General features: G+C 58.1%; 17 protein-coding genes. 10 read left to right on the top strand and 7 right to left on the bottom strand.

Annotated elements, in window-relative coordinates; translation table 11 throughout:
- Positions 1 to 3 precede the first annotated feature (3 nt).
- On the top strand, positions 4 to 951 hold the full coding sequence (locus ABH912_RS07520; protein WP_429510239.1) for an NAD-dependent epimerase/dehydratase family protein: 948 nt from the start codon (positions 4 to 6) through the stop codon (positions 949 to 951).
- On the opposite strand, the gene ABH912_RS07515 is transcribed toward ABH912_RS07520, so the two are convergent.
- A complete protein-coding gene (locus ABH912_RS07515; protein ID WP_429510238.1) occupies positions 923 to 1,183 on the bottom strand; it encodes a hypothetical protein in 261 nt (86 codons plus the stop codon). The two genes, ABH912_RS07520 and ABH912_RS07515, sit on opposite strands and share 29 nt — an antisense overlap.
- Positions 1,184 to 1,507: 324 nt before the next feature.
- Here ABH912_RS07515 and ABH912_RS07510 point away from each other — a divergent pair, with 324 nt between their 5' ends.
- Both ABH912_RS07510 and ABH912_RS07505 read left to right on the top strand, forming a co-directional pair.
- Entirely contained in the window at positions 1,508 to 2,575 is a 1,068-nt protein-coding gene (locus tag ABH912_RS07510) for a hypothetical protein (RefSeq protein WP_429510237.1), read from the top strand.
- Positions 2,576 to 2,591: 16 nt separating this feature from the next.
- Positions 2,592 to 2,945 (top strand): DUF1428 domain-containing protein, encoded by a 354-nt coding sequence (locus ABH912_RS07505; protein ID WP_429510236.1) that lies wholly within the window; start codon positions 2,592 to 2,594, stop codon positions 2,943 to 2,945.
- A 14-nt stretch (positions 2,946 to 2,959) separates the two neighbouring features.
- Here the strand turns inward: ABH912_RS07505 and ABH912_RS07500 are convergent, their stop codons facing one another.
- A complete protein-coding gene (locus ABH912_RS07500) occupies positions 2,960 to 3,154 on the bottom strand; it encodes a hypothetical protein (protein WP_033056474.1) in 195 nt (64 codons plus the stop codon).
- A 60-nt stretch (positions 3,155 to 3,214) separates the two neighbouring features.
- On the opposite strand from ABH912_RS07500, the gene thpR reads away from it, so the two are divergent.
- Complete coding sequence (gene thpR, locus ABH912_RS07495; RefSeq protein WP_429510235.1) at positions 3,215 to 3,757, top strand: RNA 2',3'-cyclic phosphodiesterase; 543 nt, start codon at positions 3,215 to 3,217, stop codon at positions 3,755 to 3,757.
- Between the two features lie 116 nt (positions 3,758 to 3,873).
- Here thpR and ABH912_RS07490 read toward each other — a convergent pair whose 3' ends face one another.
- The 5 genes from ABH912_RS07490 to ABH912_RS07470 all read right to left on the bottom strand — a co-directional run bounded on the left by ABH912_RS07490 (position 3,874) and on the right by ABH912_RS07470 (position 9,268).
- Positions 3,874 to 4,971: a polyamine ABC transporter substrate-binding protein gene (locus ABH912_RS07490; RefSeq protein ID WP_008151822.1), complete on the bottom strand. Its 1,098-nt coding sequence runs from the start codon at positions 4,969 to 4,971 to the stop codon at positions 3,874 to 3,876.
- A 230-nt stretch (positions 4,972 to 5,201) separates the two neighbouring features.
- Positions 5,202 to 6,086, bottom strand: a complete 885-nt coding sequence (locus ABH912_RS07485; protein WP_033056472.1) for an ABC transporter permease subunit — start codon at positions 6,084 to 6,086, stop codon at positions 5,202 to 5,204.
- Entirely contained in the window at positions 6,083 to 6,964 is an 882-nt protein-coding gene (locus ABH912_RS07480) for an ABC transporter permease subunit (protein WP_197281736.1), read from the bottom strand. Before ABH912_RS07480 ends, ABH912_RS07485 begins: the two co-directional genes overlap by 4 nt.
- 29 nt (positions 6,965 to 6,993) lie before the next feature.
- Positions 6,994 to 8,136 carry an ABC transporter ATP-binding protein gene (locus ABH912_RS07475; protein ID WP_429510234.1) on the bottom strand — a complete coding sequence of 381 codons (1,143 nt, stop codon included), beginning with the start codon at positions 8,134 to 8,136 and terminating at the stop codon, positions 6,994 to 6,996.
- Positions 8,137 to 8,506: 370 nt separating this feature from the next.
- Positions 8,507 to 9,268 carry a gamma-glutamyl-gamma-aminobutyrate hydrolase family protein gene (locus ABH912_RS07470; protein ID WP_429510233.1) on the bottom strand — a complete coding sequence of 254 codons (762 nt, stop codon included), beginning with the start codon at positions 9,266 to 9,268 and terminating at the stop codon, positions 8,507 to 8,509.
- A 280-nt stretch (positions 9,269 to 9,548) separates the two neighbouring features.
- On the opposite strand from ABH912_RS07470, the gene ABH912_RS07465 reads away from it, so the two are divergent.
- The 6 genes from ABH912_RS07465 (at position 9,549) to ABH912_RS07440 (ending at position 15,864) form a co-directional block, all read left to right on the top strand.
- Positions 9,549 to 10,925 carry a glutamine synthetase family protein gene (locus ABH912_RS07465; protein WP_033056466.1) on the top strand — a complete coding sequence of 459 codons (1,377 nt, stop codon included), beginning with the start codon at positions 9,549 to 9,551 and terminating at the stop codon, positions 10,923 to 10,925.
- A gap of 183 nt (positions 10,926 to 11,108) precedes the next feature.
- Complete coding sequence (locus ABH912_RS07460) at positions 11,109 to 12,599, top strand: aldehyde dehydrogenase (RefSeq protein ID WP_429510232.1); 1,491 nt, start codon at positions 11,109 to 11,111, stop codon at positions 12,597 to 12,599.
- A gap of 52 nt (positions 12,600 to 12,651) precedes the next feature.
- Positions 12,652 to 13,935, top strand: a complete 1,284-nt coding sequence (locus ABH912_RS07455) for an NAD(P)/FAD-dependent oxidoreductase (protein WP_033056464.1) — start codon at positions 12,652 to 12,654, stop codon at positions 13,933 to 13,935.
- A 429-nt stretch (positions 13,936 to 14,364) separates the two neighbouring features.
- Entirely contained in the window at positions 14,365 to 14,913 is a 549-nt protein-coding gene (locus ABH912_RS07450) for a cupin domain-containing protein (RefSeq protein ID WP_007895886.1), read from the top strand.
- A gap of 85 nt (positions 14,914 to 14,998) precedes the next feature.
- Complete coding sequence (locus tag ABH912_RS07445) at positions 14,999 to 15,430, top strand: hypothetical protein (protein WP_197281733.1); 432 nt, start codon at positions 14,999 to 15,001, stop codon at positions 15,428 to 15,430.
- A 59-nt stretch (positions 15,431 to 15,489) separates the two neighbouring features.
- The gene (locus ABH912_RS07440) at positions 15,490 to 15,864 is read left to right on the top strand and encodes a hypothetical protein (protein ID WP_033056461.1); all 375 of its coding nucleotides are present in this window, start codon (positions 15,490 to 15,492) and stop codon (positions 15,862 to 15,864) included.
- The last annotated feature ends 95 nt before the right edge of the window (positions 15,865 to 15,959 follow it).

Genomic DNA, 15,959 nt, shown 5'->3' with positions numbered 1-15,959 from the left:
ATCATGACTGCAGATCGAATTCTTGTGACGGGCGGTGCCGGTTTCATCGGTTCGCACCTGGTCGAAGCACTGCTGGAAAGCGGTTATAGCGTTCGGGTTCTGGACGATCTTTCCAGTGGAAAATTGTCGAACTTGCCGATTGATCGCTGCCATTTGACCCTGGTGGTGGGGGATGTCGCCGACGCGCCGACGGTGGAACGGGCGATGAAAGACTGCAACGCGGTGGTGCATCTGGCGGCGGTGGCCTCGGTGCAGGCGTCGATCGATGACCCGGTTGCGACTCACCAAAGCAATTTCGTCGGGACGCTGAATATCTGCGAAGCCATGCGTCAGGCTGGCGTAAGACGGGTGGTTTACGCGTCCAGTGCGGCGATCTACGGCAACAATGGCGAGGGCATGGCGATTACCGAGGACACGCCCAAGAATCCGCTGACCCCGTATGCCGCCGACAAGCTGGCCAGCGAGCATTTCCTCGATTTCTACCGACGCCAGCATGGTCTCGAACCGGTCATCCTGCGGTTTTTCAATATCTACGGACCCCGTCAGGACCCTTCATCGCCTTACTCCGGTGTCATCAGCATTTTCAGCGAGAGGGCGCAAAAAAAACTCCCCATCACGGTTTACGGTGATGGGGAGCAAACAAGGGATTTTGTTTACATCAATGACCTCGTGAAGGTCCTGGTACAGGCGGTCGCTGAGTCAGAGCCGATGATCGAACCGGTCAATGTCGGGTTTAACCGATCCACCAGCGTTAACGAACTGGTGGCGACGTTGAGCGAACTCCTGGGACGCCCCGTAACGTTGAACCACGACGCGCCGCGTTCCGGTGACATCAAACATTCGCGCGCCGACAACCGTCGCCTGCTTGAGCGTTTTTCCTTGAGTTCACCGACCTGTTTTACCGAGGGGCTGGGTCAACTGCTCAGAAGTATTGATTCCGGCGGACGGTAGCGGCGAGCTCGGTCGCCAGCAGGTGCTCTTCCAGCACATCGCTCAGGAAGCGGAACTGATCGTTGAGCCCGATCACTTCATTGTTGAAGTGATTGGTGGCGGATGGCATCAGCAACGCCTCGAAGTTTTTGTCGAACACCAATTCGAACGTTTTGCGGGAAACGAAGGATTGGGAATAGTAGTTATTGCCGAACACCGCAAAGCTCACGGCCAAGGTCACGGAGTGAATCATGACGTGCGCTCCTCGGACAGGACGTACCAGGAAAAAACGCTCAGCGTGACGGCCGTCAGGGCCAGGCAGGTCAGGAGATGGATAATCATGATTCGCCCCTCCGATGCGGGGTTTTGCGTTGGGTTAAGGCTGATCCTACGCTGACGGTTTTTGAGCGGAAGGCCTTCGCGGCGATGGTGAATATCGACATAAGTGATGGTGCGAACATCGCGGCCTGAAGAACACCCTCAACCCCAAGCGAACAAACACCGACACCTATACTCAAATTAATAGGCCTTTGAACACCGGACATCCCGTTCGGGCAAGTCTGTAGGAACCGCGATCTTGAACGTGCGTTCGCTGATCGTCGCGCTGTTGGTGGTGCTGGCGGGATGCGCCACGCCTGAGCGTGCGCCGGTGCAAGTGGTGCCGGTGATTGTTTCCCAAAGCACCTGGCAGAGGGTGGATCAGGAGATTGTCGCGGCGTCGCAATCGGCCACCGAGCAGACCAAAATCTACGCGCGCGGTGCCATGGATTACTGGCGAACACGGGTCTATCAACTGACTGAAGAGAACTTCATCCCCTGGTTCAGCAGTTACTGGACCCAGGAATGGCTGTCGATGAAGGTCAGCTGGTACACGATCAGCGCCAAGGGCGAGCAAGATGCCTCGGCCAAGCGCCTGGCCGCTTATCTGCTGGAGCAATACCAAGAGCGCGTGCTGGCGCCGGTCGCGGTGGAGATTGATCCCGACGCGATTCTTGGCCAGGCGACGGCGTTCTACGTGGACATCCTTCAGGAAGAATTGCAGAAAATCTCCCAGCGTCACGGCGTGCCGATGGCTCAGCTCAATGGCCGAATCCAGAAAATCCCCGCCATCGCCCTCGGGCCACCGCCGGCCCGGGACGCCTCGCTGTATCAAGTGGTTCACACCCAGCCGCTGAACACCTTGCCGGCCTACGCGGCGCTGATCGAGAAGATCCACAAGGCGGGCGGTGACAAGGGGGTGGGTTCGACAGACACCGCCATGGCGCCGGTGGCCAAACGCGCCAGCCAACGGATGGAAGCCGAAATGGCCCCGCGAGGAGCGGCCAGTGCAGTGGCCGCCGCAGCGGGCAAATTGGCCGGGGGATTGATTACCGTGGGGGTGGCGGGGATTCGCGCGATTATCCAGGCCAATGACCGGCCGGACAGCGAGGCACTGATTCGCAGCAGCCTGGGTAACACGTTCGACAAGGCCTGGCTGAAGCTGGTGCAAAATCCGACCACCGGCGTAATGGCCGGTACGTTTTACATGGCGGCGCAGATCGAGGGCAATCTGGCAGGGAGCGCCGAAGTACCGTCGGTCAGTTCGGGCAGCGGATCTGTCGATTGGGGGCCGAAGGAATCGACTAACCAGCAGAACGCCCCATAACCCAAGGAGAACGACCATGTCTTACGTTGATGGCTTCATCGCAGCCGTACCCACCGCCAACCGCGAAAAATTCAAGAAACACGCCGAAACCGCCGCTGTCCTTTTCAAGGAATGCGGCGCCTTCAGCGTCGCCGAATGCTGGGGCGACGATGTCCCTGACGGCAAAGTGACCTCGTTTCCGATGGCAGTAAAACTCAAGGAAGACGAAACCGTGGTGTTTTCCTGGATCATCTGGCCCGACAAGGCCACCCGCGATGCAGGCATGGAAAAAATCATGACAGATCTGCGCATGCAGCAGGACGTCAACCCGATGCCGTTCGATGGTCAAAGGCTGATCTTTGGCGGGTTCGAAATGATCGTAAAAGCCTGAAATCCACGACAGGATCACTCCGGCGTCGGGGTGATCCTGCAACTCTTGCGATTACGAATCTCGCTGTCCGTCGGCCGCTCCTTGATGAACTCGAAGCGCGGCTCACCTTCGTTGTAATGAACCAGCCAGCCCCATTCCAGCTCGGACTCGTCCTGACCGGGTTTCGGCGGCACGGCCCACCATGGTTCCTTGCTGATGATCTCTCGCATGGCCCCCTCCAGTTGAATCGTTTGCATGAACTATAACTTGGATGTCAGGAGGTGCCAGAGATGAGCGACGAATCCCATGAGCCGTTAAAACGACTGTTTTTTGCCCTGAACTGCACGCCCGAGCAACGTCGGGCCATTGCCCAATGGCGCAGCGCACTTGGGCTCAGGAGCGGCCGCCCGGTGCCGGTGGAAAACTTTCATCTGACGTTGATGTTTTTGGGCGCTGTCGAGGTGGCGCAAATCGCCGATATCTGCACGGCTGCCGCCCATGTTCGAACACCGGGTGTGCCGTTGAAGGTTGCGCTTGATCGGCTGGATGTCTGGCGCAGGGCAGGGGTGTTGGTGCTCGCTCCGGAGCAGGCATCACCGGAGTTGCTGCGGCTGGTGTATTCGCTTGAGCAGGCCATGCTGCCGTTCGGGTTTGAGGATTCGCCGAAGAAGGAGTTTCGACCGCATCTGACGCTGATGCGGGATTACCGAGTGCCGGTGCCCGAGTCCGCGACGCCGCCCGAGTTCTATCTGCGGGCCGATCATTTCACCTTGTTCGAATCCCATAAAGGCCGCTACCGAGCGCTGGCCGAGTGGCCGCTCGTTCCCTCATAAAAAAAGGCGCCCGAGGAGGGCGCCCAAATTCACCCGAACCGAGGAAGCCAGGTGAGGCCGTTCTGCAGATAGGAGTGCAGCGGTGGTAAGGCGCTGCGTGAACGGAAATCTTTGAATTACTTACCGAGCTTCACCCGCGTCCAGCCCCGGGTCATCACCCGCTGAACGCCGATCGGCATGTCCGGAATCGCATACAACGTCGCCATCACAGCCTGCGACGGATACGAACCCGGATCATCCCGAATTGCTTCATCCACCAACGGTGTGGCCGCCGCGTTGGCGTTGCTGTAGCCGATGTTGTTGGTGATCTCGGCGATGATGTCCGGACGCATCAGGAAGTTCATGAACAGGTAGGCGTTTTCCACGTTCGCAGCATCCCGAGGAATCGCGACCATGTCGTAGAAACTGCCCGCGCCTTCCTTGGGAATGCTGTAGTCGACCTTCACCTTATCGCCCGCTTCTTGCGCGCGCGCCTTGGCTTGCAGCACATCGCCGGAGTAACCGACCGCTACGCAGATGTTGCCGTTGGCCAGGTCGGAGATGTATTTCGACGAATGGAAATACGCCACCGACGGACGAATCTTCATGAACAGCGCTTCAGCTTCGGCGATCTGATCCTTGTTCTGCGAGTTCACCGGGTAACCCAGGTAGTGCAGGGCGGCCGGGAGCATCTCGGTCGGCGAATCAAGGAAACTGATGCCGCAGGCTTTCAGCTTGGCGGCGTTTTCCGGTTTGAACAGCAAGTCCCAGGAGTTGGTCGGCGCGTTGCTGCCGAGCACTTCCTTGACCTTCTCCGGGTTGAAGCCGATGCCGATCGAGCCCCACATGTACGGGAAGGCGTGACCGTTATCCGGGTCGCTGGCGGAAGCGTTTTTCAGCAGGACCGGGTTGAGGTTTTTCCAGTTCGGCAGCTTTGACTTGTCCAGTTCCTGATAGACGCCTGCCTTGATCTGCTTGGCCAGGAAACTGTTGGACGGTACGACAATGTCGTAGCCGGATTTGCCGGCGAGCAGCCGTGCCTCAAGGGTTTCATTGCTGTCGAACACATCGTAGGTCACGCGGATGCCGGTCTCGTCTTCGAACTTCTTGACGGTGTCCGGGGCGATGTAATCCGACCAGTTGTAGACGCGCAGTACCTTGTCATTGGCCTGGGCGCCGGTAGCCATTGCGCCCAATAAGGACAGTGTCAGCAGAGTCCTGCCAAACATTTTCATCGGTACAACTCCATTTCTTTTTTTATTCAAAATCACACAGCAAAAATGCAGTGAACACAAAACCTGTGGGGCAAACACAACACCTGTGGCGAGGGAGCTTGCTCCCGCTTGAGTGCGCAGCACTCACAAAATTGGCAGGGTTGCCAGAAATCTTGGGGTCGCTTCGCAACCCAGCGCGAGCAAGCTCGCTCGCCACAGGATGAAGTTCACTTACCTCATCAGCAACGGCACTAGGCCGTCGCTTCTACCATTTGCTTTTCAGGTTGCTGCCAGGATTCGCTGGCGGTCTGGTCCATGGCTTCCTGGATCGCACGTTTGCGGGTGGCTTCGGCGCGGCGGCTGAAGAACCAGACCATGAAGGTCACGATCGATACCGCCAACAGAATCAGGCTGGCCACCGCATTGATCTCAGGCTTCACGCCCAGACGCACCGCCGAGAACACTTCCATCGGCAGGGTCGTCGAGCCCGGGCCGGACACGAAGCTCGCCAGCACCAGGTCATCCAGCGACAGGGCAAACGACATCATGCCGCCGGCCGCCAGTGACGGCGCGATCATCGGAATGGTGATCAGGAAAAACACCTTGAACGGCTTCGCCCCGAGGTCCATGGCGGCTTCTTCGATGGACAAGTCCAGCTCACGCAAGCGCGCCGAAACCACCACCGCCACATACGCCGCGCAGAAGGTGGTGTGGGCGATCCAGATCGTCACCAACCCACGTTCTTGCGGCCAGCCAATCAACTGCGCCATGGCCACGAACAGCAGCAACAGCGACAGACCGGTGATCACTTCCGGCATCACCAGCGGCGCCGTCACCAAACCACCGAACAGCGTGCGGCCCTTGAAGCGCGTGACGCGAGTCAGCACAAACGCCGCCAACGTCCCCAGCGCCACCGCGGCAATCGCGGTGTAGCAGGCGATTTCCAGCGAACGCACCACCGACCCCATCAGTTGCGAGTTATCGGCCAGGCCGGCGTACCACTTGAACGACCAGCCGCCCCACACCGTCACCAATTTCGAGGCGTTGAACGAGTAGATCACCAGAATCAACATCGGCAGGTAGATAAACGACAAGCCGAAAATCAGCATGAACTTTGAAAATCCGAAGCGTTTCATCCCCGTGCCTCCATCTCTTTGGCCTGGCTGCGGTTGAACAGCAGAATCGGCACAATCAGGATCAACAGCATCACCACCGCCAGGGCAGACGCCACCGGCCAGTCGCGGTTATTGAAGAACTCTTGCCACAGCACGCGACCGATCATGAGTGTCTCCGGGCCACCCAGCAGTTCCGGAATCACGAACTCACCGACCACCGGAATGAACACCAGCATGCAACCGGCGATGATCCCGTTCTTGGCCAGCGGCACGGTGATTTTCCAGAAGTTGTTGAAGTTGCTCGAACCCAGGTCCGACGCGGCTTCCAGCAGGCTGCCGTCGTGCTTGACCAGGTTGGCGTACAGCGGCAGCACCATGAACGGCAGATACGCATACACCACGCCGATATACACAGCGGTGTTGGTGTTGAGGATCTCGATCGGATGGTCAGTCAACCCGATCCACATCAGGAACGCGTTGAGCAAACCGTTGTTGCTGAGAATGCCCATCCACGCATAAACGCGAATCAGGATCGCCGTCCAGGTCGGCATCATGATCAGCAACAGCAGGACGTTTTGCGTTTCCTTGCTCGCCTTGGTGATCGCGTAGGCCATCGGGAAACCGATCACCAGGCACATCAGCGTGCTTAAAAACGCGACCTTCAACGAGCCGAAGTAGGCCGAGATATACAACTCATCCTGAGTCAGCAGCGAGTAGTTGCCGAGGTTCAGCAGCAGCTGAAATTTCTGCTCGGCGAAGGTGTAGATCTCTGAGTAAGGAGGAATGGCCAGGGCCGCTTCCGAGAAGCTGATCTTCATCACCAGGAAGAACGGCAACAGGAAAAACAGGCACAGCCACAGGAAAGGAACCCCGATGACGAGCTTTCGACCACTCGGCATCAGCCGCATAAACTGCTGATTGAGTGTTTTCATGAGCGCAGTACCACGCCGCTGTCGTCTTCCCACCACACGTAGACCTTGTCGTCCCATGTCGGATGTGAACCACGGCGTTCGGCGTTGGCCATGAACGACTGCACAACCTTGCCGCCAGGCAGTTCCACGTAAAACACCGAGTGACCGCCGAGGTAGGCGATGTCATGCACCTTGCCGCTGGACCAGTTGTAGCGGGTATCCGGTTGGGTGGTGCTGACCAGCAGTTTTTCCGGGCGGATGGCGTAGGTGATCGACTTGTCTTGCACCGAAGTGCTGACGCCGTGACCGACGTAAATCTTCTGCTCCAGGTCCGGGCTGTGAATGATCGCGTGACCTTCAAGGTCTTCCACAACGGTGCCGTCGAAGGCGTTCACGTTGCCGATGAATTCGCAGACCATGCGGCTGACCGGCGCTTCATAAATGTCCACCGGGCTGCCGATTTGCGCGATCCAGCCGAGGTGCATGATCGCGATGCGTTGGGCCATGGTCATGGCCTCTTCCTGGTCGTGGGTCACCATCACGCAGGTCACGCCGACCCGCTCGATGATCTCGACAAGCTCAAGCTGCATTTGCGAACGCAGCTTTTTATCCAGCGCGCCCATCGGTTCGTCGAGCAGCAACAGCTTCGGCCGCTTGGCCAGGGAGCGAGCCAAGGCCACACGCTGACGCTGACCGCCGGACAACTGATGGGGTTTACGCTTGGCGTATTGGGTCATGTGCACCAGCCGCAGCATCTCTTCAACGCGGGCGTCGATTTCGCTGGCAGACAGACGATCCTGCTTCAGGCCGAAAGCGATGTTCTGCGCCACCGTCATGTGCGGGAACAGCGCGTAGGACTGGAACATCATGTTGATCGGCCGTTCGTACGGCGGCATGTCGGTGATGTCGACACCGTCGAGCAGAATCCGTCCTTCGGTCGGGCGCTCGAAGCCTGCGAGCATGCGCAGCAGGGTCGATTTGCCGGAACCGGAACCGCCGAGCAGGGCGAAGATTTCCCCTTGATGGATCTCAAGCGAGACATCGTCCACCGCGGTGGTTTCGTCGAATTTCTTGGTGACGCGGTCGATTTTCACCAGCACCTTTTTCGGTGACTGGTGACCTTCAAGAGCCTTCCTGTAGATGCTGGAGGCGTTTGCCATGTGAAACTCCCAACAGGTTTCAGTCGTCGGGCCAACGCGGCCTGACTTAATAGTTGATTGCAAGCCCAAGCCGTACGATGTCAGTGAATTCGGCAGTGCCCCCTGTAGGAGTGAGCCTGCTCGCGATAGCGGTGGATCAGTCAACATTGATGTCGCATGACTCATTGCAATCGCGAGCAGGCTCACTCCTACAGGGGGCACTGCGTTTGCTTCACTGCCATCGCCCGCCTTGGGCTTATTCGGCGCCGCCGTCCTGGCTGCCTGGTAGTACTTGTTGTTATTGCAGTGTGTTGTTGTCGTGAGGGACCGGCGCGCAAAGGCACGCCCGCCTGACTCACGGGGGCAGTAAATTGATTAATCGAGTGTCAAGTCAGCGCTTGTTACGCAGCGCGGCCCGTCGCCGGCACGCGTCGCCAAACGCCTGGAAAATACTCAAGTAGGGCGGATTCGACAGAACCTGCCATTCCGGGTGCCATTGCACACCGACGGCGAAGGTCGGGCTGTGTTCCACCGAGATCGCCTCGATCAAACCGTCCGGCGCAATCGCTTCGGCGCGCAGTCCGGGCGCCAGTCGGTCGATGCCCTGGCTGTGAATCGAATTGACCTGGAACACCTGCGGCAAATCCAGCGCCTCGAACACACCGCCCGGTTGCACGTTGACCGCATGAGCCGGTGCGTATTGCACCGCCAGGTCCGGATGATTCGCTTCCCGGTGATCCAGCATGCCCGGGAGTTCGTGGACCTTCTGATGCAGGCTGCCACCGAACGCCACGTTCATTTCCTGGAAGCCCCGGCAGATGCCGAGCACCGGAACGCCCGCCGCAATGGCTGCACGCAATAAGGGAAGGGTGGTGGCGTCCCGTTGCGGATCGTGATCCGTGCCGGGGACGCTGTCGGGGCCTTGATAGTGGAAGGGTTCCACATTCGAGGGCGAGCCGGTCAGCAGCAGACCGTCGAGCTGCGCGAGCAGGTCATCGATTTCGGTCAGATCGCCTAAAGAAGGAATGACAACCGGCAGCCCCAAAGCCGCGACGCTGACAGCACGCAAGTACTTGTCGCCGCTGACGTGGTAGGGGTGCAGGCCAATCTGTTTGACGCACGCAGTAACGCCGATCAATGGCTTGAATGCCATTTTTATCACCTCGAAGTTTCACACTTGAACGAGCTTTTCCGGAGCTTAGCCTTGTTGATTTTAATTAACAACTCTCATGTAAAAAATTCTAAACGCCACGCGTCCGATCTTCAGGATTTACACGGTGCACAGGACTGATCTGGCACTCTCGTGCCCAAGAAAGGCCCGAAAATAAAGGTTGAGAGGTCAAGTGTTCGCTATTGACTTCACTTTGCCGTTCGGGTTGACTGGGCTCGCAACAAGGTAGTGAACATAATAATTAACAGCTAATAGGTGCATCATGTCGGTCCCTCTGCGTACCGTTCAACTCAACGAAGCAAACGCATTCCTTAAGAAATATCCTGAGGTTTTGTACGTCGACCTTCTGATTGCGGATATGAACGGTGTGGTGCGCGGCAAGCGCATCGAACGCACCAGTCTTCATAAGGTTTACGAAAAAGGCATCAACCTCCCGGCGTCGCTGTTTGCCCTGGACATCAACGGTTCTACGGTGGAAAGCACCGGCCTGGGTCTGGACATCGGCGACTCAGACCGAATCTGCTTCCCCATCCCGGATACGCTCAGCATCGAGCCCTGGCAGAAGCGCCCGACCGCGCAACTGTTAATGACCATGCACGAACTCGAAGGCCAGCCGTTCTTCGCCGACCCTCGCGAAGTGTTGCGTCAGGTGGTGAGCAAGTTCGATGACATGGGCCTGACCATCTGCGCCGCGTTCGAACTCGAGTTCTACCTGATCGACCAGGACAACGTGAACGGTCGTCCGCAATCGCCACGCTCGCCGGTCTCCGGCAAACGTCCGATGTCGACCCAGGTGTATTTGATCGACGACCTCGACGAATACGTCGATTGCCTGCAAGACATCCTCGAAGGCGCGAAAGAGCAGGGCATCCCTGCTGACGCCATCGTCAAGGAAAGCGCCCCGGCGCAATTCGAAGTGAACCTGCATCACGTCAACGACCCGATCAAGGCCTGCGACTACGCGGTGTTGCTCAAGCGTCTGGTGAAAAACATCGCCTACGACCACGAGATGGACACCACGTTTATGGCCAAGCCGTATCCGGGCCAGGCAGGCAACGGTTTGCACGTGCACATTTCGATTCTCGACAAAGAAGGCAACAACATCTTTGCCAGCGAGGATCCCGAGCAGAACGCCGCGCTGCGACACGCGATCGGCGGTGTGCTCGAGACCCTGCCGGCGCAGATGGCGTTCCTCTGCCCGAACGTCAACTCGTACCGTCGTTTCGGCGCGCAGTTCTACGTGCCGAACTCGCCGAGCTGGGGCATCGACAACCGTACCGTTGCAGTGCGTGTGCCGACCGGTTCGCCGGACTCCGTGCGCATCGAGCACCGTGTAGCGGGCGCCGATGCCAACCCGTACTTGCTGATGGCGTCGGTCCTGGCCGGTATTCACCACGGCCTGACCAACGAAATCGAGCCGGGCGCACCGGTTGAAGGCAACAGCTACGAGCAGAACGAGCAGAGCCTGCCGAACAACCTGCGCGATGCACTGCGCGAGCTGGACGACAGCGAAGTCATGGCCCGTTACATCGACCCGATGTACATCGACGTGTTCGTGGCGTGCAAGGAAAGCGAGCTGGCTGAGTTCGAGAACTCCATTTCGGACCTTGAGTACAACTGGTATCTGCACACCGTCTAAAACGACAACCCCGATCAACTGTAGGAGTGAGCCTACTCGCGATAGCGGTGTGTCATACAACACCAATGTTGACTGTGCCGCCGCCATCGCGAGCAGGCTCGCTCCTACAGGGGGCTGCATTTCAACGCTCTGGTTGAGCGGCATTCAGTCCCACTACTTATTCCCCCGCGTCGAGTCACAACCATGACAAACACTCGCAGCGACTGGGAGCAACGCTTCCAGTCCTTATCATTAGAAGGCCGCGCATTCATCGACGGCCAATACTGCCCGGCACTCAGCGGCGACACCTTTGAATGCATGAGCCCGGTCGACGGTCGTTTCCTGGCCAACGTCGCCAGCACCGACGAAGCCGACGCCAATGCGGCAGTCGCCGTCGCGCGCCGCACCTTCGACTCCGGCATCTGGGCCAACCTTGCTCCGGCCGAGCGCAAGCGCATCCTGATTCGCTTCGCCGACCTGATCCTGGCCAACCAGGAAGAACTCGCCCTGCTCGAAACCCTCGACATGGGCAAGCCGATCAACGATTCCATGAACATCGACATCCCAGCGACCGCCAACGCGATCCGCTGGAGCGCCGAAGCCATCGACAAGATCTACGACGAAGTCGCCGCCACACCCCACGACCAGCTCGGCCTCATCACCCGCGAACCCGCCGGTGTGGTCGCCGCCATCGTGCCGTGGAACTTCCCGTTGATCATGGCCAGCTGGAAGTTCGCCCCAGCCCTCGCGGCCGGCAACTCGTTCATCCTCAAGCCTTCGGAAAAGTCGCCGCTCACCGCGATCCGCATCGCCCAACTGGCGCTGGACGCCGGCATCCCGAAAGGCGTGTTCAACGTCCTGCCGGGCTACGGTCACACCGTCGGCAAAGCGTTGGCGTTGCACATGGACGTCGACGTGTTGGCCTTCACCGGCTCGACCGCGATTGCCAAGCAACTGCTGATCTATTCCGGGCAAAGCAACATGAAACGCGTCTGGCTCGAAGCAGGGGGAAAGAGCCCGAACGTGGTGTTCGCCGACGCGCCGGATCTGCGCGCGGCAGCACAAGCGGCGGCCGGTGCGATTGCCTTCAACCAGGGCGAAGTCTGCACCGCCGGTTCGCGCTTGCTGGTGGAGCGTTCGATCCGCGAGCAGTTCATTCCGCTGCTGGTGGAAGCGCTGCAAGCCTGGAAACCAGGACACGCTTTGGACCCGGCAACCACCGTCGGCGCGGTCGTCGATCAGCGTCAATTGGAAAACGTGCTGCGTTACATCCAGGTCGGCAAAGACCAGGGCGCGCAACTGATCGCCGGCGGCAGCCGCACCCTCGAAGCCACCGGTGGCCTGTACGTGGAACCGGCGATTTTCGACGGCGTGACCAACGCCATGACCATCGCCCGCGAAGAAATCTTCGGCCCGGTGCTGTCGCTGATCACCTTCGACACCGAAGAAGAAGCGCTGGCGATTGCCAACGACAGCATCTTCGGCCTCGCCGCAGGCGTGTGGACCAGCAACCTGAGCAAGGCCCACACCTTCGCTCGCGGCTTGCGCGCCGGCAGCGTCTGGGTCAACCAATACGACGGCGGCGACATGACCGCGCCGTTCGGCGGGTACAAGCAGTCGGGTAATGGTCGGGACAAATCGCTGCACGCGTTCGACAAATACACCGAACTCAAAGCGACCTGGATCAAGCTCTAACACCTCTACAACGGCGGCCGCCGGCACATGCCAGCGGCCATCGGAGAATTTTATGAAGCAAACACATGTAAACAGCTACTACGCCGCCACCCGCAACTTCACCGGCGACTTCCCGGTGCTCGAACAAGCGGTGGACTGCGACGTCTGCATCATCGGCGCCGGCTACACCGGTTTGTCCTCGGCGCTGTTCCTCGCCGAAGCCGGCTACAGCGTGACCGTGCTCGAAGCCGCCAAAGTCGGTTTCGGCGCCAGCGGTCGCAACGGCGGCCAACTGGTCAACTCCTACAGCCGCGATGTCGATGTCATCGAAGAACGCTACGGCGACAAAACCGCCGAAGTCCTCGGCAGCATGATTTTCGAAGGCGCCGACATCATCCGTCAGCGCATACAACACTACGACATCCAGTGCGACTACAAGCCGGGTGGCATCTTTGCCGCGATGAACAAGAAGCAACTCAAAGGCCTGGCCGAGCAGAAGAAGAGCTGGGAGCGCTACGGCAACAAGAACCTGAAAATGCTCGACACGGCCGACATCAAGCGCGAAGTCGGTTCCGACGCCTACGTCGGCGGCCTGCTCGACCTGCAGGGCGGCCACATCCACCCGCTGAACCTGGCCCTCGGCGAAGCCTCGGCCATCATCGGCCTGGGCGGCAAAATCTACGAACAATCGGCCGCGGTGGAAATCACCTACGGCGAACCGATCACCGTACGCACCGCCAAAGGCGTGGTCCGCGCCAAATACCTGCTGATCGCCGGCAACGCCTACCTGCCGCAGGGCCTCGACAATCGCGTGACCAGCAAAAGCATGCCGTGCGGCTCGCAAATTGTCGTCACCGAACCGTTGTCCGAAAAGGTTGCGCGCAGCCTGATCAAAAACAACTACTGCGTCGAAGACTGCAACTACCTGCTCGACTACTACCGCCTCACCGCCGACAACCGCTTGCTGTACGGCGGCGGCGTGGTCTATGGCGCCCGCGAACCGGACGACATCGAACAACTGATCAAGCCGAAAATCCTCAAAACCTTCCCGCAACTGAAGGACGTAAAAATCGACTACCGCTGGACCGGCAACTTCCTGCTGACCATGTCACGCATGCCGCAATTCGGCCGCATCGAGAAAAACGCCTACTACATGCAAGGCTACAGCGGCCACGGCGTCACCTGCTCGCACCTGGCCGGCAAACTGATCTCGGAAATGATCCGCGGCGACGCCGAACGCTTCGATGCCTTCGCTTCGCTACCGCACATGCCGATGATCGGCGGCCGCACCTTCCAGGCCCCCCTTACCGCCATGGGCGCCGCGTACTACGCACTGCGTGACCGTTTCGGCATCTAACCGACACAATACCTGTGGGAGCGAGCTTGCTCGCGATGACGGCGGCACAGTCAACATTGATGTCGCCTGACACACCGCCATCGCGAGCAGGCTCACTCCCACAGGTTGGTCCCGGTCGATCACAGATTTTGTGGTCGCCACAGATCCCCTGTAGGAGCGAGCCTGCTCGCGATGAGGCCATACCAGTCACTATCAATCCCAACTGACACACAGCAATCGCACCTACACTTTTCACAGCCAAACCACCCGACTTCAGGACAAAACAACCTTTTTACCCAACCATTTATCGAACCTGCTGAGCAACACCACCAAACGTGATTTAATACCCGCCTTTCAAATTTCCGGGACAGGGAAGCGGTGTTTTTCGCGGCCAAAAGTCGCCCGCCATCCACCCCCATAACCCTTAAGTATTCTTCGCATAAGGCTGTCATGGACACGGGCTCACGACTCAAATTAGTACGCGAAAGCTACAAACTCTCCCAGCGCGAGCTGGCCCGGCGTAGCGGCGTCACCAATGCCACCATCTCCCTGATCGAACAAAATCGCGTCAGTCCCTCCGTCAGCTCCCTGAAAAAACTGCTCGAAGGCATACCTATGTCTTTGGCGGACTTCTTCACCTTTGATCAGCCGCCGCGTGAACATCAATACGTGTTCCGCGCCAATGAACAGCCGGATCTCGGCCGGCATGGGCTGCGGTTGCTGCTGATTGGCGCTTCGGTGCCGAGTCGGCAGATGCGCTTGTTGCGCGAACAGTACGCGCCGGGGGCGAGCTCGGGGGAAGAGCCGATTGTGCATTCGGAAGGGGAGGAGTGTGGGCTGGTTACGCGGGGGACGGTTGAGCTGACGGTTGATGGGCAGATTAGTGTGTTGAATGCTGGGGATGGGTATTACTTTCCGACGACGTTGCCGCATCGGTTTCGGAATATTGGGGCGGATGAGGCGGAGATTATTAGTGCGAATACCCCAGCTAACTTCTAATTAGTTAACTGTTTCAGTGTTTCCCTGCATTGGATGCAGGGCCCTGAAGGTTTTGAAAGTTGTACTCATGATGGATTATGTGTTGATGGATATTCGAAAAGTTCGCTATTACCTCTGGGCATGGCCCATGGTCTTCGCCTGTGCAGCGTTTTATTCCGCGATACTTATGTTGGGGTTGATGCAGGTAATAACCCTGGAAGACACACACTTCTATGCTGTAGGGCTTGCAATTTACGCGGTTCTTTGCTTTCTCGGCTTGCGCTACTACGTTCCAAGGTTGCAGAAAATGGAGCTCGATGAGACGTTGAACGGCAGGTATATCAGTGTGCGAGCTTCCAGGATAGCAATCTTCATCGGCGCTTCAATTGGGACCATAATTTTTATTCCTCAGATAGATAAGATTAAATTTTTGAGTGAATTGCCTCATTGGGGTGCTATTGGAGTTGTATTTTTTACTTTTGCATGTGCCGTGTTTGTTTTTTCTCACTATGTCTGGAAGCCGGGCCGCAGGCGTTAATTGATTTTGCTTTAGAAGTTAAAGTAACTTTTCTACCACCTAATCAATGGTTATCAGTGATGAAAATCAGAGCTCCTCTTCCTCTCGTTCTTGTAGCAGTCGCCTACCTGTCATACCTCGCTTGGCAGCTGATAGTTGACTTCACGCCAACGGTTGCAGGGCGCGCTGCACTTACTGGCGTCCTGTTCTTCTTCGTTTTTCGGGGTAGTAGGGTTGCCGGTAATCTCTTGGCCATCTTTTGCGCCCTGAGCGCTCTAATGCTGCTGATGGCTGCTGTCCCAGCTTTCACCACCAACACCAAAGGTGCTGTCGTGTTTACGCTCATTGCTGGCCTGTTATTGGCATTCGCTAGCTATGTGTTCTTTAGTTCCGCAGTTCGTGCATTTCAAGCGAAGGCACGTTTGGCCTCTAGGCCAGAAGAAAAAGCAATTTAAGCCAAAGCTGTTTCGGCGCAAACGATCCCTAGAGAAAAGGTGACAGATCTATTAATAAATAGATCTGTCACTGTTTTTCGTGCACATGAAAGCGA

Source organism: Pseudomonas sp. BT76 TE3572 (genome assembly GCF_050435365.1).
Lineage (GTDB): Bacteria > Pseudomonadota > Gammaproteobacteria > Pseudomonadales > Pseudomonadaceae > Aquipseudomonas > Aquipseudomonas fluorescens_W.
Note: the sequence above shows the minus strand (reverse complement) of the source record. Positions and strands in the feature narration are given on the sequence as shown.